Origin of the sequence: Acutalibacter sp. LFL-21 (genome assembly GCF_025630755.1) — a bacterium.
GTDB lineage: Bacteria > Bacillota > Clostridia > Oscillospirales > Acutalibacteraceae > Acutalibacter > Acutalibacter stercoravium.
This window is the reverse complement of the sequence record NZ_JAOTNT010000001.1, coordinates 11,976-32,238: the sequence shown is the minus strand read 5'-3', so window position 1 is coordinate 32,238 and position 20,263 is coordinate 11,976. Positions and strand designations below refer to the sequence as shown.

The window sequence follows — 20,263 nt, the reverse complement described above, 5'->3', positions numbered from 1 at the left end:
ATCGCTTGTCCTCCCAGTTTCCTCAATATTCCACGTCCAGGGTGTTGAACTGCACCCGAGAGGCATTGTGCCGGCAGATCTCCCGGCGTTCCTCCTGCTGCTGGCGCTTCTCTTCCTGCTCCAGGGCCAGGCGTACGGCCTCCCACTGGGGCAGCCCCGACCGGCGCAGGGCGTCCAGCACAGCGGCGGAGAAAGCCTTGTCCAGGTCGTCCCCCATCAGAAGGGAGAAACCCTTGGTTCCCTCCAGCTCCACCATGGCCTCAGCGGCCAGCAGTTCCCCCAGGTAAAACTCTGCCTTGGCTACGGTTTCCCGCATCCGCACCATCACCAGGGTTTTAGCGGGCTTGCGGATGACCGCAACCTGGTGCTGCTCCACGATGGGGCGGGCCAGTTCCTTTACGCGCTCTGCCGGGCATTTTTCTATAATTTTAGAGAATCTCCTTGGTTCCATAGCTCCTCCTATTTGATTTTCCCATTTCTTTCTTTGATGGCGGTGAACCCCAGCTCCATGGCGTAGGTAAAAGCCAGCACCAGGGCAATGGCCACAATGGCCTGGCCGTAGGCGTAACGGGTCATGCAGTTGGAGATCACATATCCAATGCCCCCGGCGCCCACCGTGCCCAGCACGGCAGAGGCCTCGAAGTTGCTTTCAAAGCTGATAGAGGTCCAGGCCAGCATGCCGGTAAACGCGGAGGGAAGCACGGCGCTGAAGAACACTTTTACCCGGCCGGCCCCCATGGCGCGCAGCGCCTCCAGGGTTTCCTGGGGAACTTCCTCATAGCATTGGGCAAAGCTTCTGGCAAAGAAGGAAGTGCTGAAAATGCAGATGCCGATAATCCCCGCGGAGGGGCCAAAGCCCACGCACACAAGAATCAGCAGAACCCAGATGATGGAGGGGATTGCCCGCAGGAAGGTGAGCACTGCGGAGAGCACGGCAGCCATCCATTTGAAGGGAGTCAGGTTTTTGGCCAGGAACACCGCTAAAACCATGCCGCCCACCAGGCTGTACACCGTGGAGAGGATGGCGACGGCAATGGACTCAAACAGAGAGGTAAAGGTGACGTCGATCTGGCTGAAGTCCACCTTACACAGCTTGCCGATGGCCTCAGGAATGCGAAGGACCCCCTCCCACACTTGGGCCCAGTCCAGATCCATAAAGAACAGGGCGGCCACGCCCAAAATGGTGAACAGGGACAGGAACCACTTCAGAGCCCGGTCACGGGCGGGGTCTTTTACCCGGATGCGGCCCCTTCTGTCCCGCAGGAGCAGGCCGTTTTTTTCGGCCGGCTCTTCTACGGCAGAGCCGGCAACGGGGTAGATTTCGGTAAAATCAGTCATGCCAGCACCTTCTTTCGCAGGAAATTGGTCAGCAGGTCGACCAGGATGACAATGACGGCCACCAGCAGGATGACCCCCATGGCAGAGTGGTACCGGAACTGCTTGATATAGCCCATCATAATCAGGCCGATGCCGCCGCCTCCCACAGCGCCTACCAGAGTGGAGGAGCGGATGTTCACTTCCAGAGAGTAAAGCAGCCAGGAGAGAAACCCGGGCAGCGAGGCCGGTAGGATCACCTGGGTGATGATGGACAGGCGCCCAGCCCCCACGGCCTGTAGCGCCTCCAGGCTTTCGCCGCCCACCTCGTCGATGGTCTCAATGAAGGAGCGGATTAGAAAGCCGCAGGTGGTGATCAGAAGGGCCAGGGTTCCCACCACGGTGCCAATGCCGAAGGACATAATCAGCAGAAAGGTCCAGATCATGCTGGGGATATTCCGCTGCAGCGAGGCAAAGGCGCGGATGATCTTTTTCAGGGGCCGCCAGGGGGCCGTGGTGTTAGAGCCCAAAAAGGCCAGTGCCAGAGAGATCACTGCCGACACAAGGCTGGCAACCATGGCCATAGAGATGGTCTGCAGCACCCCAATGCCAATGGTTTCCCAGTCTGCAATTTTTGGGGGGAGCAGGTCTACAAAGATGAAGCTCCAGAAATTCTCCATGTTGAGCAAAAACTCTACAGGAGTGTACTGCGTTTGCAGGCTGGCGATGAGGAACAGCGCCGCAATCAGAAGGAACGCCAGGGTGGCGGCCCGCTTCTGCTTTTTCGGCGTGAGGGGAATGGTCCTTTTAGCCATGGGCTGCCTCCCCTTCCAGCCCCACAGTGAGCTCTTCAATGGGGGCGTCGTAGATGGTTTCAATCATAGAGTTGGTCAGCTCCTGGGGCGGACCGTCAAAAACCACACGTCCCTGGTGGATGCCCACGATCCGGTCCCCATATGTTTTGGCCACGTCCACCTGGTGCAGATTGACAATGCAGCCGATATTGCGCATCCGGGCCATGTCCCGGATTTGGTCCATGATGATCTTAGAGGAGCTGGGGTCCAGGGAGGCGATGGGCTCATCGCACAGCAGCAGGGCAGGGTCCTGCATCAGGGCCCGGGCAATGCCCACCCGCTGTTTCTGCCCACCGGAAAGCTCCCCAGCCTTTTTGTAGAGCATCCCCTCCAGGCCGATCATCCGCAGGAGTTCCAGGGCCTTCTCTTTGTCCGCCTCAGAGTAGCGGCCCAGAACGGCGTTGGGGGTGGACATATAGCCCAGCCGCCCGTGGAGCACGTTCTGGAACACGGAAAGGCGGTAGACAAGATTGAAGGATTGGAAAATCATCCCAATGCGGCGCCGGATGGCTTTCAGGTCTCTTTCCCGCTTTACCTGGGCCATGTCCGTTCCCTGGAACAGGATTGTGCCCTCTGTGGGATCAATCATGCGGTTGATGCACCGCAGCACGGTGGACTTCCCAGCGCCGCTGGGGCCGATGATGACCACCACTTCCCCCGGCTTTACCGAGAAGCTCACATCCTCCACAGCCCGGGTTTGGCCGTAATATTTTTTCAAATGGGTTAGTTCTAACACGTTTTCCATGCCAACGCTCCTCAGTCGGAAAGATTGTAGGTCTCTTTCAGATCGGCCAGATAGTCGTAATCGCTGTCGGAAATCTCCACAAAGCGCTTGGGCTCCTTGCCCTCTTCATCCCCAAAGTACTCGGGGTCATCATAGCTGAGCAGAAATTCTTTCACCTTGTCCTTCAGCTCTTGGGGCAGGTCCTTCTGGATGGCGAGAGGCGAGCCGGGGATGTCAGGGGATTCGTGGATGATGCGCAGGTCCTCCTCGTTTACCGAGCCTTCTTCCACCTGGTTTTCATAGACGGAGGAGCCCACCGCGGCGGCGTCCACATTGCCCTGGGCCACCGCCTGCAAAGACCCCTGGTGGGAGCCGGCGAACATGGCGGAGGAGAAGAACTTCCCATCGGTGTGCAGGTCGTCAAAGGTGAGGCCCAAATCCGGGAAAGCGGAGAGGATTTCATCGGTGGGGATCACATTGCCAGAGGTGGACTCGGGGTCCACAAAGGCAAAGGTCTTGCCCTGAAGGTCCTCCAGAGACTGGATATCGCTGTCCGCCTGGACCACAATGTAGGATTTGTAGCCGCCCTTGGTTCCCACTTGCCCCTGGACCACCAAACACTCGGCCCCGGCCCGCTCCCGGGCAGTGACATAGGAGAAGGGCCCCAGGTACGCCAGCTGGGCGTTGCCCGTACGCATGGCCTCCACGGCGGCGCTGTAGTCGGTGGCGCGGTAGGTGGTAACCGGCACGCCGATGGCCTCGCTCATCTCCTGGGCCATGTTATCCCGCAGCTGCACGGATTTTTCCGTGTCCTCCCCAGGGATCATCACCATGACGAACTCCTCCAGGCCATAGCCGTTTTCTGCGGTGGCCTGGGCTTCTGCGCCCGAGGTGGTCTGCCCGCTGGCAGAGCATCCGGTCAAACTTGCCACCGTCAACATAGCGCCCAGCAGCAGCGCTCCCAATTTTCTTGCTTTCATACGAAGTTGCCTCCTTTGTTTTGGGTTCTTGTGTCTCTTCATTTCATTTCTGCAACGCCCACATGATAAAAACCTCCTGTAAAGGTGCCAAGGGTGAAAAGTTAAATGACCGTTAAAATATGGCCCCGGGGGTTGTGCCAAAACAGGACAGGAGGTATAATCCAAAACAGAATACCGAAAGGGGGGACGCGCCTTGAAAGAAAAGGAAGCTGGCTGGGAGCGCATTGCAGAACAGCTGATACAGGATCTGCGCAATGGGAAATACAGCCCGGGAGACAAGCTGCCCAGCGAGAATAAGCTGGCCGGGGAATTTCAGGTGCCCCGTTCGGATGTGCGCCGGGCTTACAGCCGCCTGAAGGAGCTGGGATATATCTACTCCCTGCAGGGGTATGGCAGCTTTTTTGCGGGGAAAAAGGAAAAGATCCCGCTGGCCATGGTGGGGCGGACAAGCTTCTCTGAAAAAATGAAGGAGCTGGGCATCCCCTTCCGCTCAGAAAACATCCGGGCCAAAAGAATATCCTATAATCCCTCCATCTATGAGAGCCTGGGGCTGCCCGAGGAGGAGCCGGTTTGGAAGGTCTCTCTATTGCGGATTGTGGACGGCGCCCCCGCGGCTGTGTACACCCGCTACCTGCCGGAAAGATACTTTCCCCATCTCCCAGAGGATGCCGGGTCCATCCTTTCCTTCCACGCCTATTTAAGAGAAAATGGGCACGAGCGCTTCCATGGGGAAAACTCCCAAATGACGGTAGGGCTGCTCACCCGCCTGGAGCAGGAGATGCTGGAGCTGCCAGCGGCCTCCACCGGGCTGGTGTTCAGCAGCAAGACCGTGGAGGACGGCAGCGGGGCCATCCTCGAGGTTTACCGCACTGTTTACCGGGCAGACCGGTTTATCTTTGTCTATTCATAAGGGGGCTTTTATGGTTGTCACATTGTTTCCCGATGGGATTCCCTGTGTGGTGAAAGAAGAGACCGACCTTTCTTTCCTCCACCGGTGGGGAAGGGTCTTCCGCGTATTCGACCGCCAGGATTCCGGAAATCTGTGCTTCGGCCTGGAGCGGGAGGGGCGGCGGTACTTTTTGAAATATGCCGGGGCAAGGCCCCTCTGCTTTGATGGCGAGCCCAGCGAGGCTGTCCGCCTCTTGGAAAAATCCGCCCAGGTCATTCGGGACCTGGCCCACCCGGCACTGCTGCCCCTGCTGTGGGATGGGCCCGTGGCCGGAGGGTATGCGCTTTTGTTCCCCTGGACAGATGCCCTGTGCATGGGAAAGCAATATCCCACCCGAGCGGCCTTTTTGGCCCTCCCCGTGGAAAAGAAGCTGGCGGTTTTTCAGGCTGTGCTGGCGTTCCACCGCCATGTGGCGGAGAGGGGCTATGTATCTGTGGACTTTTACGATGGCTGCGTAATGTATGAGGAGGAGACCGGCCGCCCCCTTCTCTGCGATGTGGACGCCTACCACCGGACGCCGTTTTTTAACCCGGTGGGGCGGATGTGGGGTTCCTCCCGCTTTATGGCTCCGGAGGAGTACCAAAAGGGAGCCCCTGTCGATGAACGCACCATGGTGTACACCATGGGTTCCTTTGCCTTTGAACTGTTTTCACCGGAAGGGAGGGAGCTTTCCCTTTGGCCTCTTTCCCCGGCGGCCTGGAAGTGCGCTGGAAAAGCGGCTTCATCCCAGCGGGAAAACCGGTATCCCACATTGCGCTCCCTGGAAGAAGCATGGGACCGGGCCCTGGGGAGGGTGTAAAAGGGCGGGGCAGGTTTTGGTGAAATCCGCTGGATAAACTTCCCTTTGAGGAAAGGTGTTTTTGGGATCGGTTCCAATTTTTTTCGTGAAATTCTTGCCATTGCATTCAGCGTGCTTTCTATAAGAAGAAAACAAGAACGTTTTCAGCAGGAAGCTGAAGCAAGGCGGCAGGGTTTATTTTTTGCCGGTAAAGCTTAACAGCGCATCAGGGAAGTGCCCGGTTTCTCAGAAAGGGAGGCCGCGCACCTTTTTTGTTAAGCCTTAAAGGCAGCAATGAAAAAACCTGCCTTTGACAATGTCAAAGGCAGGTTTTTTACCGCTCTCTGCAGGGGGAACTTGCGGACCTTGATTCCTATAGGAAATTATGTTTTGCGATTTCCCCGGTTTCCTCTAAAGCTTGGATTTCATCCAGCCGGATTTGATGGCGGCCTCCCTCATATTTGCCCTGAAGCCATTGATCCACAATCATAAGCGCCAGGTCTTTTCCCACCACGCGGCTGCCCATGGCCAGCATGTTGGTGTTGTTGTGCTGGCGGGAGAGCAGGGCGGAATAGGGCTCTGAACAGCAGACGCAGCGGATCCCTTTTACCTTGTTGGCGGCAATGGAAATCCCAACGCCTGTACCGCAGCATACAATTCCCTTCTCACACTCTCCCCTGGCAACCGCGGACGCGGCCAGAAAGGCAAATTCCGGATAGTTGCACCTCTCTGCGCTGTACGTTCCAAAGTCCTTGTAGGGGAGGCCCAAGGCCTCTAAGTGTGCCATGATTTCCCGCTTTAATTCCAGGCCCACATGGTCCGATGCCAATGCAATCATTGTGTTCCTCCTTTACAGCGCCCGCAGCGCCCGCATGGTCGTTTGATAATCGCCCTTGCCAAACAGGGCGGAGGTCCCCAGGATAAAGCCGTCCACTCCCAAGGGCGCAAGCCGCTGAATCACAGAGGGGGAAATCGCGCCGTCCACTGCCAGGCAGTAGTGGTAACGCTCCTTCCAGACAGCCGCCTTTTGGATTTTTTCCTCCACAGCAGGCTGGTATTTTTGTCCGGAAAACCCTGGGGTAACCGTCATCAGCAGCAGGTAATCCGTCCAAGGGAGCAGGCCTTCCACCGCTTCCAGGGAAGTGCCCGGGTTGAGGACCAGCCCGGATTTCCCTCCCCTTTCCCGGATATGGCTGAGGGTGCGGGCTGTGTCTGCCTCCGCCTCCCAATGAATGTAGAGAATGTCCACGCCCAAATCCAAGAAGAGATCGGCCACTTCTCCAGGATTGCTCACCATCAAATGGGCGTCGATGGGCTTGGAGGTGTGGCGGCGTACACATTGAATGTCCTCTAAGCCCAGGCCGAAGTTGCGGACAAAATGCCCGTCCATAACATCCAGATGAAAGATGTCCGCGCCCGCCCTGTCCAAGGTTTCCGTCTCCTGTGCCAGACAGTCGAACCCCGCGCACATCATGGAGGGGCAGAGCAGCCGGGGGCTTTCCTTTGTGTGTTTCACGATAGCACCGCTTTCCTTTCCTGATCCAGCGCCCACGCCAGGGCAACAGCCCCCCGCGCGCCGTTTTCCACGGCGTCCTGGGAGTGGAGGATCTGCAGGCCCTGTGCCGGGTAGGGTTTTCGGGTGTGGGCCAGAATTTTCTTTTTCAGAGATTCTAAGGGAAAACCGGCCATGTGGAGCACGCCGCCGCCCAGGACCAGGTACTCCGGGTCGAGAATATTCAATTCCGCGGCAACTGTGCAGGCAATTTCCTCCAGGAAATCCTGCAGGATGGGGGAAGAGCCCTGTTCCAGGAACAGCCGGCCTATAGGCAGGCTGGGGAAATATGTGTCCCGCAGATGGGACAGCCTGCGGCCGGAGGCAAAACATTCGGCGCAGCCCAGGTTTCCGCAGCCGCAGATTTCCCCGCTGCCGCTGCGTGGAATGTGCCCCAGCTCTCCAGAAACCCCATTCTTGCCGGAAAGGGGGCGGCCATTGTAGAAAATGGCATTGCCGATCCCTGTGCCAATGTAGATCCCAACGGAAAGGCCCTGGGAGGGGATGCCCAAATCCAACATGTCGCAGGAAAACAGCAGGTTCACGTCCCGTTCAAAGTAGACGGGGACATGGGCCAGGCGCCCCAGGTCCGCGGCGGAGAGGCCGTCTATCCCGGGAACATTGGGCGCCTGCAAAACATGGTGCCGGTTCCTGTCCAGCGTGGCGGGAAAGCCAATCATCACTGCCTCTGGCCGTGCCCCTCCTCCGTGCTGTGCGCAATAGTTCTGGATAAAATCCGCCAGCTCTTTGGCAGGGGATTCCCCAGTGAGCACGGCCTCCTGCGGCACCTTTTGAAAATGCCGGATCTCTTCCCCCTGGGGGCCAAGGGCAATGCGGAGGTTGGTTCCGCCAATGTCCATGCCAATCACATAGGGCTTCATGACAATCTCCCCCTCACAGTGCCAGATGGGGCTCGCCGTCCTCTGCCTCCATGTCGATCAGGGCCTTCATGTGGTGGCCGTATTTGGTTTCCAGCTCGGCCTGAGCCTGGTCAAACTTGTTCATCGGGTAAATCATGGTGGGAATGTCTTTGTAGCACCAGGCGCCGCTGGCGAGCATTTCCGCCGCATGGCGCGCGCCGGTGTCAGAGAGTTGGGCCTGGCGCGGGTGCACGGACAGCATTTCGATGGCTTTGATGTTCAGCTGCTGTACATCTACCAGCCGTTTCCCGCCGGTGTGATACGCCCCCACGCAGAGCTGGCCGCACATGCGGGTGAGCTGGATGGCAGTGTCCAGAGATTCGTTGGTTTCCCCCCACTCCATCACCATCTCAAAGCCGGGGTGGCCGGATTCAGTTCCGTATTTTTCCAGGGCCTCTTGGGGGGAGTAGGCCTCTTGGGCGCCGTACTTCAAGGCATCCGCACGGGAGGATTCCCGAATATCCACTGCCACCACATAGCAGCCGCGGGCCTTCAGCAGGCTGATGGCGCCGCAGCCCATATAGCCGCAGCCCACCACGCACACATGGGTGCCGGGCATGGAACAATGGGCCTTGCTCACAGCAGAGTAAATGCAGGCCAGGGGCTCCAGCACCAGGTCCTCGTCCCGCACGTTCTCTGGCAGCTTGACCACAGTGTCCTTGCTGGGGTTGGCCACAGCATACTGAACCATGCCCCCCGCGCCGGGAAGGGTACTCCCCCACAGGCCGGAGACCCGGTCCCCCACGGAAAAGCCCTCTACGTTTTTGCCCACCTGGACGATGGTTCCCATGGGCTCGTGGCCAAAGGCCCCTCCGTTTGTCTTCCACTCATAGTGCTCGGAATAGCACACTCCGCAGTATTTTAATTGGATCAGCACGGAGTCCTCGTTCATCTCCGGCATAGGGACTTCTTGCAAAACGCTTTTGCCCGGCAGTGTTGTAATGATCGCTTTCATGCTGCTTTTCTCCTTGTCTTATGTGGATTTGCAGGTTCAAATATAGCACAAAAGCCTTTTGAATCAGCAGGAGACCAAAGGGGAAAAGGTGGATTTTCCCAAGATTTCCGCACGGTTTTCCCCTTATCCTGCACATCCGGGGAAAAGGTGGACGATTTGACACATTTGGTTGACAATTTCGTGTTCTGGGGCTACAATGGAGCTATCTTTTTGAAAAGGCGGTGAAGCGGTGAGGCTGTATTCTTTGGGCGCCGCGCCCCGGACCCTTTCCAACTGCCATCCCCACAGCCATGAGCTGTGGGAGATCTCTGTAAACGTGCTGGGGGAGGGGAAAACGTGGATCGGAGAGGAGTGCTACTCTTTTACCGAGGGGACAATCCTTTGCATCCCCCCTGGAATGGAACACTCCAAACGCTCGCAAGAGGGATTCGTCGACTACTATTTCCACACGGAGGAATTTCTCACGGCTGATAACCGGCAGGTCCCCGCGGACCGCCCTATTTTGCTGCAGGATGACAGCGAAAAAAGCTTTGAGAGGTTGGTGCGGCTCTTTTTAAATCTGCATTACCAGAAAAAGCTGGAAGAGCGCCCTGTGGTCCTCTCCCTATTCCGGGCGGCGATGCAGCTGCTGGCGGCATGGATGGCAGGGGGCAGCGCCGTGCCTTTGGTAGACCAGGTAAAAAGCAGGATTATCGCCGGTTTTGCCGATCCGGAGTTGGATTTAAAGGAAATCCTTTCCTCGGGGAATTACACGGAAAATTACATGCGCCGCAAATTCCGGGAGCAGACGGGGCTTACCCCCACGGAATATCTGGCGCGGCTGCGGGTGGACTACGCCAAGCAGCTGCTGGAACAGAAAAAGCTGCTGAATCTCTCCATTGGGGATATTGCCGGAATGTGCGGCTATTACGACGAGCGGTATTTCTCACGGGTATTCCGCGCTAAAACAGGGATGTCCCCTCGAGAGTACCTGCTTCAGAGCGGGCTTTCCGATGATGGGCCCGAGGATGCCTGAAGCGCCCCCCGGAGCGCCGTTGCCGTGGGAGAGACGGAGGCTGCGGCTTCCCGCCGGCCCGTCCCTGGCAGGAAAAAGAAAAGCGGAATACAAAAAGGAACCCCTGCCAACCGGCAGGGGTTCCTTATACTTCTATGTAAGCTTATCCGTTTTCCTTAAAGCACCGCACCCATTCCTGGGCCAGCAGCCAGTGGCCTGCCGGGGTGGGGTGGACGCCGTCAGCGGTCCAGTCTCCGGGGCAGCTGCGGGCAGCAGCCTGGTCAAAGAGCTTCTGAGTGTCGATGCAGGGGATGTACAGGTCCTCTTTCTCCCAGTAGTCCTTGGCTAGCTCTCGGGTGATCTCCCGGCGCAGGTCCACTTCCCGGCGGAAGGTGTCCCAGTGCTCCTGCGTGGCGGGGCCTTGGAGCACATAGGGCTCCAGCAGGATGAGTTTCACCCCGGGCAGGGCCTGGGTGATCTCCTGGAGCATCCCCTGGTAGACCCGGCGGAACTTGGGGGCGTCCACACCGTTGTGATCGCCCAGCTCGTGCCACACGTCGTTGACGCCGATCATAATGCTGATCACGTCGGGGCGCAGGTTGATGCAGTCCACCTTGATGCGGGCGTCCAGGTCCACCACCCGGTTGCCGGAGATGCCCCGGTTCAGGAATTCATAGCGGCCGGGCTCCTCGGCGCTGAGCTGGGCGGCAGCCAGCAGGGGGTATCCCATTCCCAGCACGCTGTTGGTAGAGGCCTGGCGCTCCTGAGCGGTAAGGGCAGGGTCCAGCCAGCTCTCCATGGCCCGGACCACGTCCGTGCGGTACACGTCGGTGATGGAATCTCCGGTGAATAAAATGCGTGTTTTTTTCATGGCGTATGCTCCTCCGTTGTCTTCAAAAGCCCAAGGGGCTTTGCTTTCTTTGCTATCATTGTAGCACAGAAAAACGCGGGAGGGTAGAGGGAATCTCTCTTCCTTTGTGAAGAGCCCGAGCCGTAAAGAGAACGGTAATTTCAGCCGCTTGTTCAAACAGCGGTTCAGGGTATGGCTCAACGTATATCACATGCGGAAGCGGGGCACAGGGGCGGTTGAAGCGAGCCAGAGCAAAAAAGCGCTCCCGCTCCAAACTCCTGGAGCGGGGGCGCTTGCCGGTGCAAAGGTACCCTGTAGGGCAGCTCAGTCCTCAATGGCCGCTTTCTGCTGGTTGATCTTCTGGATAAGGCTGATATCGAATTTCTGAACCCGGCCATAGGTGTACAGGCCGTTGACTTCCTGCTCCACGTCGTACAATTGGGTGTAGCAGAACCCGAAAATCTCCGGGTTGTTCAGCAGGGCCTCGGTCAGGCCCTTGTAGCGGGCGAAGAACTCCTCTGGAGTGGCGGACGCGTTGCCGTAGCCCCAGCCCTCCACCGTGTCGTCCGGCCAGCGGATGCCGCCGTACTCGCTGACAAAGATGGGCTGGTTGTCATAGGGCTGGTTGAAGAAAGGAGCCCGGCCGCTGGGCCCTTCGGGGGCGGAGTTGAAGAAGGGGTCCTCCGCGGGGATGACACCGCCGGTTTCCCGGATGCGGTCCGTCAGGCCGTCCCAGCGGGCTTGGAAGCTCTGGGTGTCCTGGTCGTAGTCATGGATATCGTAGACCTCCGAGAGGACACGGTAGTTTCCGCTGGAGTCAATGCAGGGACGGGTGGGGTCCAGCCGCTTGGTCAGCTTGTAAAGGCTGGTGAGCAGGGCGTTCTTCTCCCGTTCCTCCCGGTAGCCCCAGGTCTCGTTGAAGGGGCACCAGCCGATAATGGCCGGGTGGTTGAAGTCCCGCTCCACGGCTTCGCTCCACTGGTTGAGGTACGTCTCGGTGGACAGGGGATGGGCGTGATCCAGGCCCCAGTTGGGATATTCGCCCCACACCAGGTAGCCCAGCCGGTCGCAGTGGTAGAGGAAACGGGCCTCAAAGACCTTCTCGTGGAGCCGGGCGCCATTGAAGCCCGCGGCGAAGGACAGCTGGATGTCCTTCACCAGGTCCTCTTCCGTGGGAGCGGTGTAAATGCCGTCGGGATAGAAGCCCTGGTCCAGCACAAACCGCTGGAATAGGGACTTGCCGTTTAGAAGGAACTTCCGGCCCTGGAACTTGGCGGTGCGCAGGCCGAAGTAGCTCTTTACCCGGTCCTCGCCGAAGGAGAGCAGCAGGGTGTACAGGCCGCCCTTGCCGGGTTCCCACAAGTGGGTCTCCGACAGATCCAGCTGGGCTGTAAAGAAGCCGTCCTCCACAGAAAGCGCCGCCTCTCCCACGGGCTTGTCCTCCCACAGGGCGGTGAGCTGCAGCGTTCCCTGCCCCTGGACCAGCCCGGTGACAGTGACCTTGCCGTTGGCGGGGTCGGGATAGTATTTGGCGGACTGGATGTGGCGCTCGGGGACAAATTCCAGCCACACAGTCTGCCAGATGCCGATGGTGCGCGTGTAGTCGCAGCCGGAGGATGCGTAGAGATGGGCCTGCTTTCCCTTGGGCTGCAGGCCGCTGCGGACGTCGTCCTTCACAGCCACAAACAGCGTGTTAGGGCCCGGGGCCACATGTTTTGTGATGTCAAAGCAGAAGGAGGTATAGCCGCCCTTGTGGGAGCCCACCAGAGTTCCGTTGACATACACAGAGGCCTCGTAGTCCACAGCGCCAAAGTGCAGCAGGACCCTTCCGGACAATTCCTCCTGGCTGAGCTCAAAGTTTCTGCGGTAGGCTACGCCGCTGATAAAATCGGTGTAGCCAATGCCGGAAAGCCGGCTCTCCGGGCAGAAGGGGACCAGGATCTCCCGGTCGAAGCGCTTCTTTTCCCACAGGCGCCGCTCCACGGCGCTGCAGCCGAAGTCGAACTCGAATTCCCAGGGCCCGTTCAAATTTTTCCATGTTTCCCGCTCCCACTGGGGATTGGGATGTTCAGCGCGCGGTATATTCACGAGCTTCTCCCCCCCTATAGGTTGAAATTGGTAGGAACAATGCGATTATACCCGCAGAACAGCTAGAAGTAAATATCTAAAAACAACTTTTTTGTGATCTTTCTTTGGCGTTGAAACGATGTTGCCCCGGAAAAGCGGGGCCCTCTATTGGGGGCAAAATTCCCCGATCTCCGTCAGAGCGGCCGCACCCTCGGGGCACAGCGGCAGGAGTGCGCGGCCCTCCCCTTTTCGGGTGGAAAAAGCGCGGGGATTGTGAAAAAGGAAGTGCAAAAGCAGCCGTAGTAATCTGACTACCAGAAAAGGAAGAAAGGCACGGCATCAAGCCGCGCCCTTCTTCCTTCTGTATTTTTTTGTATTGTGTCCTTATTTGGCGTCCTCTTCCTTGAGGAACTCTATGCAGCGCTTGACTTCCTCCAGGCCGGTGGGGTCCAGGCCCTCGCTTTCCACAATCATGGGGAATCCCAGCTCGATGGCGGCCTGGCGCACTTCCTTCACCGGGGCGACGCCCTGGCCCAGGGATTTCCCGGTGTGGTTACCCATGCCATCTTTCAGATGGATCATGCGGATGCGGTCCTTATGCCGCCGGATGAACTCCACAGGGTTCTGCTTGGCCACAAAGGTCCAATAGGTGTCCACCTCCAGCAGGATGCTGGTGCGGGCCAGCAGCTCCTCCTCGGGGACCAGCCCCTCAGGGGTGGGGGCAAAGTCGCAGTCGTGGTTGTGATAGTGCAGGGAGATCCCCTCTGCCTGCAGCTTGGGGATGAGCGTGTTGACCCGTTCCACAAAGGCGTCGATTTGCTCCTTGGTCTCCAGCTTGGCATAGGGGATGATGATATCCTTGCAGCCAATGGCCTTGTGATAGGCAATGGTCTGGTCCAGAACCTCGTCCTCCAGCTCGGCCAGGGGGGTGTGGGTGCTGGAGACCTGCAGGCCGTATTCCTCCAGCCAGCTCTTTACATCCTCGGCAGAGTTGCCCATAAAGCCGGCGAACTCCACAAAAGAGTAGCCCATTTCTGCCACTTGCTGCAGCGCGCCCCGCAGGTCGTGCTCAGTCAAATCTCTCACGCTGTACATTTGCAGTCCATATTTCATAATGGTTCCTCCCTTTTATGTCATGCGGAAAGGACCCCGCCAGGGGCGGGGTCCTCGCGCAGTGATAACCGGTTTTTTCAAACTTGAATTACTCGACACGGGCCAGGTAACGGTCATACGCAGCCTGGGTGATCTCGATGGCACGCTCCATGCCGCTGGCCTCCAGGGCAGAGATGTAAGCGTCCCAGTTCTCCTCGATGTCCAGAGCGCCGCTGATAAACTGGGCAGTCTGCTCCTTCACGATGGTGCTGATGTCAGCATACAGGGCAGCGCGCTCGGTGGACTCATCCTGAGTCAGAGTGACAGAGGAGGGCAGGCGCCAATCGTCGCTGAACTCGCTCCACACGTCGTAGCAGGCCTGGTCCTTCTCGGGCACACCGGCCAGCTCACGGGTCCAGTCAGACCAGTTGGCAATGCCAGCAGAGGGGCACAGGTAGCTGGCCACAGTCTGGGTCATGGTCCAGCCGTTCTCGTTGTTCAGAATCTTGTCGGTAAAGACAGGTTTGCCATTCTCATCAAACTCGAAGGTGTCGCCCTCCACACCGTAGTTGGCCAGCAGAGCGCCCTCATCGGTGTACAGGTAATCCAGCCAGCGCAGGGCCACCTCCCAGTTCTCGCTGTCAGCGGAAATGGCGGTGTTGCCAGAGGTGTAGGAGTCGCGCAGGCGGATGTGGCCTTCGTCACCCTCGTTCATAACGGGAGGATTGACAGGGGCCAGGTTCATGTTGGGATCCTCGGAAGCAGCCTCGTAAACAGAAGGCATGGTGTACAGGGCGGCGAACAGGCCGGAAGCGCCGGTAACCACCTTGGCCATGTCGGCGGTACGCTCGTCAGTGGCCATGAAATCGGGGTCGATCAGGCCCTCGGTGTACCACTGGTGCATAATGGTGACATACTCTTTCCAAGCGTCCATGTAGGGCCCAAAGTTAACCTTGCCAGTCTCGTCCAGCTGCCAGCTGTTGAGCACATTCAGGCCGCCAGACATGGTGCCGAACTCGCCGTCGCTGCCGCTGAAGTTCAGGATTAGAGGAGCAGTAGCGCCCTTCTCGTTCTTGAACGCGGTAAGGACTTCGTGGTAATCGTCAAAGGTTACAGGGGTATCCAGGCCCAGGTCGTCCAGCCAGTCCTGGCGGATCCACAGGCCCAGCCAGGGGCCCTGCTTGGACTGGCGCAGCTCATACACAGCGCCCAGCCGGCCAGAGTCGGTGGTGGAGAGCAGCTCATACTGCACATCGGAGGTGCGGACCTTCTCGTAGTTGGGCATGTACTCGTCCACCAGATCCGTCAGATCCAGGAAGTAGCCGTCGTCAATGGCGGCGTCCACGCCTTCTGCGTAGTAGGAAGCGCCTACATAGATCATGTCGGCCAGGTTGCCAGAGGCGATCATCAGGTTGAAGTTGGTCTGGTAGTCGGCAGAAGACACCATCTCGAACTCCAGATGGACACCGGTGCGGCGCTCCATCTCCTGATAGAACTCGTTGTCGTTCCAGTCGGTGGTCATGATGGCCGCATTCGAGTCATCCGCCACAAAGTAAGAAAGGGTGGTGGGCTCGTCCACGATGGGCAGCTGGAACTCGCCGGTTTCGGCGGTTTCAGCCTGGCTCTCATCACCGGATTCCGCAGCAGCGCCGCTTTCCTCCGTTGTGCTGGAGGGAGAGGCTTCGCTGGAGGTGGAGCTTCCGTCGTTGCCGCCGCAGGCGCCCAGGGACAGCACCAGCGCCAGGCTCAGCAGAAGAGCGACCAGTTTCTTGGCGTTTTTCATGTTGCTTTCCTCCTAAAACTTTTAATTATAACGGGCTTCCGCAGGGAAAGCCCCTTTGGCAAAGCGCAGATGCGCTGTTGCTTCGTAAAGCAGGTGGCCTTTACCCCTTGATAGCGCCGATCATGACGCCGGATTCGAAGTACTTCTGGATAAAGGGATAGAAGATGAACATGGGCACAGTGGACACCATAATGGTGCAGTATTTCATCAGCTGTTTATAAAGCACTGCGTCGCCGGATTCTCCCGAGGCGAGAACGCTGATGTCCACGTTGGCGTTGCTGCTGCTGTTGGTATCGACCAGCAGCTCCTTCAAAATCAGCTGCAGGGGCTTTTTGTCCTCCGAGCGAATGTAGATCATGGCGTTAAACCAGCTGTTCCAGTTGCCAATGACGTAGTACAGGATAACAGTGGCCAGGGTGGCCTTGATCAGGGGCAGCATGATCTGGAACAAAATGGTGAACCGGCCCGCGCCGTCCAGCATGGCAGATTCCTCCAGACTGTCCGGCACATTCTGCATGGCCGTGCGCACCAGGATGAGATAGAAGGCGCTCATGCAGTTGGGCAGGATCAGGGCCCAGCGGCTGTCATACATATTCAGGGTCTGGGTTACCAGGATGTACAGCGTGACAATGCCGCCGGAGAACAGCATGGTGAAAGAGATAATCAGCATCAGGGGGTTTGCCCAGATAAAATCCTTGCGGGAAAGGGCGTAGGCCGCCATCACGGTGAGGAACATGCCCAGCACAGTGGTGCCGATAACATAGATGAAGGTGTTCAGGTAGCCGGTCCAGATGCTGTTGTCATTGAATACCAGCTGATAGCCGTTGAGGGTAAAATCCTTGATGTACCAGATTAAGCCTCTCTGGTTCATCACCCAGCTGGCATTGGAGAAGGAGGCGCAGAACACATGCCACACGGGAAGGATGCAAACAATCATAATCAGGGCAAAGAAAAGGATATTGCAGAAGTTGAAGATCCTGCTGCCCCTAGCCTTGCTTTTGACCATTGCCATGGTGAGATCTCTCCTTTCTTGTTAGAACAGGCCGGTTTCGGTGTACTTCTTACTAATGGTGTTGGCAATGATCAGCAGCACGAAGTTGATCACCGAGTTAAACAGGGAGACGGCTGTGGAATAGCCGTAGTTCATCTCTTGAATGCCCTTGCGGTAGATGAAGCTGGAAAGAATGTCCGCGGTTTCATATACCTGGGGGTTGTAGAGCAGAATTGTCTTTTCATAGCCTACAGAAAGCATTTGACCAATGCGCAGGATGAGCATGATCATAATGGTGTCGAGAATGCAGGGAATGGTCACACGCATAATGCGCTGGAAGCGGCTGGCGCCGTCGATCTCAGCGGCCTCATAAAGGGTTTGGTCAATGCCCGCTAGGGCCGCCACATAGATAATGGCGTCGAACCCTAGGTTTTTCCATAGGTCTGATAGAACGTATATGGGCCGCCAGTTTGCGGCGTTGCCCAGCAGGTTGTCATAGTTTCCCGTGACAGCGCCCACAAGCTGGGTGAGGGGGCCGGTGGTGGAGCAGAAGTCCACGATAATGCCGGCCATGACCACCATAGAAACAAAGTAGGGCATGTAAGAAACAGTTTGCACCAGTCTCTTATAGCGCTTGCTGCGCAGCTCGTTGAGGAGCAGGGCAAAGATGATGGTGATGGGGAACTCGATGCACAGCTGCAGCAAGCTGAGGATCAGCGTGTTGCGGATGGTGCGCCAGGCGAAAGCGGAGTTGAAGAAGTCCGCAAAGTTTTCCAGTCCCACAAAAGGAGAGCCGAAAATGCCAAGCTTGGGCTTGAAATTCTCAAAGGCCATCAGCAGGCCGCCCATGGGGATATAATGGAAAATGATGTAAAACGCCAACGCGGGAAGAACCATTAACACCAGGGCCCAGTTTTTGGTGGTGTTTTTTCGGATGTTTTCCCAAGTGTACTTTCGTGGCTTCCGCACCCGGGTAATGGGACTTCGGGCGAACGCCGCAGGCTTGCTCATACGCACTTCATTCCTCTCTTCTCTAAAATTTGCAGCCCGCTGAAAATCATCCTGCAAAACCTGCAGAATTCGCGGGCTTTCGAGCAACCGGCACCCAGTGTCGATTTTTCATAAAAACATGTTAACGAATTTTTAATAAACTGTAAATAGCCAAAATTTGCCCCGCCCGTTCCGCAAAAAAATGGCATTCCCAAATATGGGGAATTTCCAGTGTTTATGCGGCCCGAGCGGGGCAAAAATGCAGTGAGGAAAGGGCGTTATTTCTTTTCGACAAACTGCCCAGGAGTGCTTCCTTCATAGCGTTTGAAGGCGCGGATCAGCGCGCGGGAGTCGCCGTATCCTACAAGTTCCGCGGCCTCCCGCACCGTTTTTCCCTCTGTGAGGAGGCGTTTGGCGGCCTCCAGGCGCACGGCGTGAAGGTCTTCCAACAGGCCGTGGCCCGTCAGGTCCTTGTACTGGTGGCTGAGGGTGGAAAGGTTCCTCCCCAGCCGGTCGGCAATGAGGGAGACGTTCAGGAAGGGGTCTTGGTAATTTTCGCGGATATAGCTTTGCACCTGCGCCACCAGCTGGTTGTCGCGCCTTTCCGCCGGATCTTCCCGTTCTGGCTGGAGTTTAGCGTGCTGGAACAGCGTGAGAAGCTGTTCTCCCATTTCCTGGGCAGTGGGCGCTGTCATGGCGCGTGCCTCCAAGGGGTGATCCTTTTCCTCCAGATAGGGGAGAAGGGCCTCGATAATGCTGACACACCGGTTGCGGATAAGCTCTACCGGCAGGCGGGGATCCAGCAGGTCCTCCTGTAGGATCGTGTCCAGCAGCTTTCGCACCCGCTCTGGCTTTCCCGATGCCAGGGCGGCGAACAGCTGCTTGCGGTGCAGGGGGAAGTCCCCAAAGTAGCTGGGATATTCCAGAAGGTCCCGGGCCAGCCACACCCCGGGCCGGCGGGACTCCTGCCAAAAGGAATCCCGGTCAGCGGCACGCTGAATCCAGCTCCAGGCCTCGGGGGCGTTGGAGAGCTGCAGGCACACCTCGCTGACATAGCACACCAGGGGGAGGCCGGCTTCCTCCTGCGCCTGGGCGGCCTTTTGGCGGATTTCCTCCAGTTCCACGGTGTTTTGTACCAGCGCCACCACAACGCTGTTCCCTATGGTGAGGCAGACCCCATCCTGGCGGTCCAGAAACACCTGTTCCACCACCTTGCACAGGGGCACGCGGCCGTGGGGGCCGCCCTGTGAGGCCTCACAGGCAGTTCTCTCCGCCGGGGACGGAGAGAAGGACAGCAGCCGGTAGGGCTGGCTTTCCTCTAAATAGCGGGAGAGGCAGGAGGAATCCTGCGTAAATCCCAGCAGGTACTGCCAGATTGCCAGCGCGTCCTCCCGCTGCTCTGACGCCAGCACCTGTTTTAACAGCAGTTCCTTCTCTTTGGCGAAGTCCGTAAGGGCCTGGGAAAATTCAGCCAAGGAATGGTACTCGCTGTCACGCCCCGCGGCAGACCGCTTGACGATGGGCAGAATCTGGCGGAAAGGGGACCAGGTGCGGCGGCTGAGGAATACAGCCAGGATCACCCCGGCGACAATCACCAAAATCAGTGCCGCCAGCTGAATCAGCAGCGGCTCCAGCGAGCGGTAATAGGCGTTTTCCAGCACCAAAAGCCCATAGCGCAGGTTGCTGAGGCTTTCCCCTGGATACACCGAGTAGAGCCAGGTTTGCCCGGAAAGGCGCACCCGGCCTTGGGCGCTGTCCTTTCCCGCTGCCAAGGAAGCGACCTGCGCGCCGCCTGGATCGCCGCAAAACAGCGTGCCGTCCGCCTCCAGCACGAACATTTTTGTGCTGTCCGTATCCAAAAAGGACTCCTCCCGGTCCAGCTGGATCAGGATGCCCAAAGAGGCGTGGAGAGTCCGGTAGCGGCTGTCGTAGCAGTTTTTGGAGATCAGCAGGTAGCCGTTTTGCCCATCCTGGGAATAAATGGTGCGCACGCTGGCGTTGACGCCGCTTTCCTCCAGCTTGGCGAGGAGGTCCTGGTATTGAATGTTGAGATCCCAGGTGGAGATGCCCGCCAGGTCAGGGTGGTAGGTGCTTTTGTTGGAGACCAGGTACCCACTGCTGGGGAAATAGGCAAAGCAGCTCACATAAGAGGCGCGCTGCTGGCTGGCCACTGTCAGCACGGGGATAAGACTGCACATGTCGTATAGGGCAGTGCTGCTGACGGTTTCCTCCAGGGAGAGGCTTTCCAGCAGTTCATTTTCCGAGAGAAGGTCCAGGGTGTTGGCTGCTTCCACAAGGCTGCTTTCCAAATCCCCCTGGGCGGTGCGCAGCGTGACTTCCTGATCTTTGGCGATGGAGCGCTGGATCTCCTGACGCATTCCCACCACCTGTGCCAGGGAGAATACCAGGGGGATGAGGCAGACGCAGAGATACGTTGCCAAGAACCTGCGGTATAGTTTCACACGCGCTT

At 57.9% G+C, this 20,263-nt stretch carries 19 protein-coding genes; 3 read left to right on the top strand and 16 right to left on the bottom strand.

Features of this window, described 5'->3' with window-relative positions; genetic code table 11:
- Window positions 1-22: 22 nt before the first annotated feature.
- From phnG to ODJ80_RS00135, 5 genes are read right to left on the bottom strand one after another with little or no spacing between them, the layout of a single operon-like run.
- Entirely contained in the window at window positions 23-451 is a 429-nt protein-coding gene (phnG, locus tag ODJ80_RS00155) for a phosphonate C-P lyase system protein PhnG (RefSeq protein WP_263040399.1), read from the bottom strand.
- Between the two features lie 8 nt (window positions 452-459).
- Window positions 460-1,338, bottom strand: a complete 879-nt coding sequence (locus ODJ80_RS00150) for a PhnE/PtxC family ABC transporter permease (RefSeq protein WP_263040398.1) — start codon at window positions 1,336-1,338, stop codon at window positions 460-462.
- On the bottom strand, window positions 1,335-2,129 hold the full coding sequence (locus ODJ80_RS00145) for a PhnE/PtxC family ABC transporter permease (RefSeq protein WP_178864306.1): 795 nt from the start codon (window positions 2,127-2,129) through the stop codon (window positions 1,335-1,337). The genes ODJ80_RS00150 and ODJ80_RS00145 overlap by 4 nt, the downstream gene beginning before the upstream one ends.
- Window positions 2,122-2,913 (bottom strand): phosphonate ABC transporter ATP-binding protein, encoded by a 792-nt coding sequence (gene phnC, locus ODJ80_RS00140; RefSeq protein ID WP_178864307.1) that lies wholly within the window; start codon window positions 2,911-2,913, stop codon window positions 2,122-2,124. Before phnC ends, ODJ80_RS00145 begins: the two co-directional genes overlap by 8 nt.
- Window positions 2,914-2,924: 11 nt before the next feature.
- Window positions 2,925-3,872 (bottom strand): phosphate/phosphite/phosphonate ABC transporter substrate-binding protein, encoded by a 948-nt coding sequence (locus tag ODJ80_RS00135; RefSeq protein WP_263040397.1) that lies wholly within the window; start codon window positions 3,870-3,872, stop codon window positions 2,925-2,927.
- Between the two features lie 193 nt (window positions 3,873-4,065).
- Here ODJ80_RS00135 and ODJ80_RS00130 point away from each other — a divergent pair, with 193 nt between their 5' ends.
- Complete coding sequence (locus tag ODJ80_RS00130) at window positions 4,066-4,782, top strand: GntR family transcriptional regulator (protein ID WP_263040396.1); 717 nt, start codon at window positions 4,066-4,068, stop codon at window positions 4,780-4,782.
- Between the two features lie 10 nt (window positions 4,783-4,792).
- Window positions 4,793-5,620 (top strand): hypothetical protein, encoded by an 828-nt coding sequence (locus ODJ80_RS00125; RefSeq protein WP_263040395.1) that lies wholly within the window; start codon window positions 4,793-4,795, stop codon window positions 5,618-5,620.
- Window positions 5,621-5,972: 352 nt separating this feature from the next.
- On the opposite strand, the gene rpiB is transcribed toward ODJ80_RS00125, so the two are convergent.
- From rpiB to ODJ80_RS00105, 4 genes are read right to left on the bottom strand one after another with little or no spacing between them, the layout of a single operon-like run.
- Complete coding sequence (gene rpiB / locus ODJ80_RS00120; protein ID WP_263040394.1) at window positions 5,973-6,437, bottom strand: ribose 5-phosphate isomerase B; 465 nt, start codon at window positions 6,435-6,437, stop codon at window positions 5,973-5,975.
- Window positions 6,438-6,449: 12 nt separating this feature from the next.
- A complete protein-coding gene (locus ODJ80_RS00115) occupies window positions 6,450-7,115 on the bottom strand; it encodes a ribulose-phosphate 3-epimerase (RefSeq protein WP_263040393.1) in 666 nt (221 codons plus the stop codon).
- Window positions 7,112-8,032, bottom strand: a complete 921-nt coding sequence (alsK, locus tag ODJ80_RS00110) for an allose kinase (protein ID WP_263040392.1) — start codon at window positions 8,030-8,032, stop codon at window positions 7,112-7,114. Before alsK ends, ODJ80_RS00115 begins: the two co-directional genes overlap by 4 nt.
- Before the next feature lie 13 nt (window positions 8,033-8,045).
- Window positions 8,046-9,026, bottom strand: a complete 981-nt coding sequence (locus ODJ80_RS00105; RefSeq protein ID WP_263040391.1) for an alcohol dehydrogenase catalytic domain-containing protein — start codon at window positions 9,024-9,026, stop codon at window positions 8,046-8,048.
- Window positions 9,027-9,255: 229 nt separating this feature from the next.
- Between ODJ80_RS00105 and ODJ80_RS00100 the strand changes: the two genes are divergently transcribed.
- Window positions 9,256-10,041: an AraC family transcriptional regulator gene (locus tag ODJ80_RS00100; protein ID WP_263040390.1), complete on the top strand. Its 786-nt coding sequence runs from the start codon at window positions 9,256-9,258 to the stop codon at window positions 10,039-10,041.
- A gap of 142 nt (window positions 10,042-10,183) precedes the next feature.
- Here the strand turns inward: ODJ80_RS00100 and ODJ80_RS00095 are convergent, their stop codons facing one another.
- The 7 genes from ODJ80_RS00095 to ODJ80_RS00065 form a co-directional block, all read right to left on the bottom strand.
- The gene (locus ODJ80_RS00095) at window positions 10,184-10,891 is read right to left on the bottom strand and encodes an SGNH/GDSL hydrolase family protein (protein ID WP_263040389.1); all 708 of its coding nucleotides are present in this window, start codon (window positions 10,889-10,891) and stop codon (window positions 10,184-10,186) included.
- A 303-nt stretch (window positions 10,892-11,194) separates the two neighbouring features.
- Window positions 11,195-12,958: a glycoside hydrolase family 2 protein gene (locus ODJ80_RS00090; protein ID WP_263040388.1), complete on the bottom strand. Its 1,764-nt coding sequence runs from the start codon at window positions 12,956-12,958 to the stop codon at window positions 11,195-11,197.
- A 363-nt stretch (window positions 12,959-13,321) separates the two neighbouring features.
- Entirely contained in the window at window positions 13,322-14,050 is a 729-nt protein-coding gene (locus tag ODJ80_RS00085; RefSeq protein ID WP_263040387.1) for a sugar phosphate isomerase/epimerase family protein, read from the bottom strand.
- A gap of 88 nt (window positions 14,051-14,138) precedes the next feature.
- Window positions 14,139-15,812: an extracellular solute-binding protein gene (locus ODJ80_RS00080; RefSeq protein WP_263040386.1), complete on the bottom strand. Its 1,674-nt coding sequence runs from the start codon at window positions 15,810-15,812 to the stop codon at window positions 14,139-14,141.
- 100 nt (window positions 15,813-15,912) lie between these two features.
- Complete coding sequence (locus ODJ80_RS00075) at window positions 15,913-16,824, bottom strand: carbohydrate ABC transporter permease (RefSeq protein WP_263040385.1); 912 nt, start codon at window positions 16,822-16,824, stop codon at window positions 15,913-15,915.
- A gap of 21 nt (window positions 16,825-16,845) precedes the next feature.
- On the bottom strand, window positions 16,846-17,814 hold the full coding sequence (locus ODJ80_RS00070; RefSeq protein WP_178864318.1) for an ABC transporter permease: 969 nt from the start codon (window positions 17,812-17,814) through the stop codon (window positions 16,846-16,848).
- 257 nt (window positions 17,815-18,071) lie between these two features.
- Window positions 18,072-20,255 carry an AraC family transcriptional regulator gene (locus tag ODJ80_RS00065; RefSeq protein WP_263040384.1) on the bottom strand — a complete coding sequence of 728 codons (2,184 nt, stop codon included), beginning with the start codon at window positions 20,253-20,255 and terminating at the stop codon, window positions 18,072-18,074.
- Window positions 20,256-20,263 lie beyond the last annotated feature (8 nt).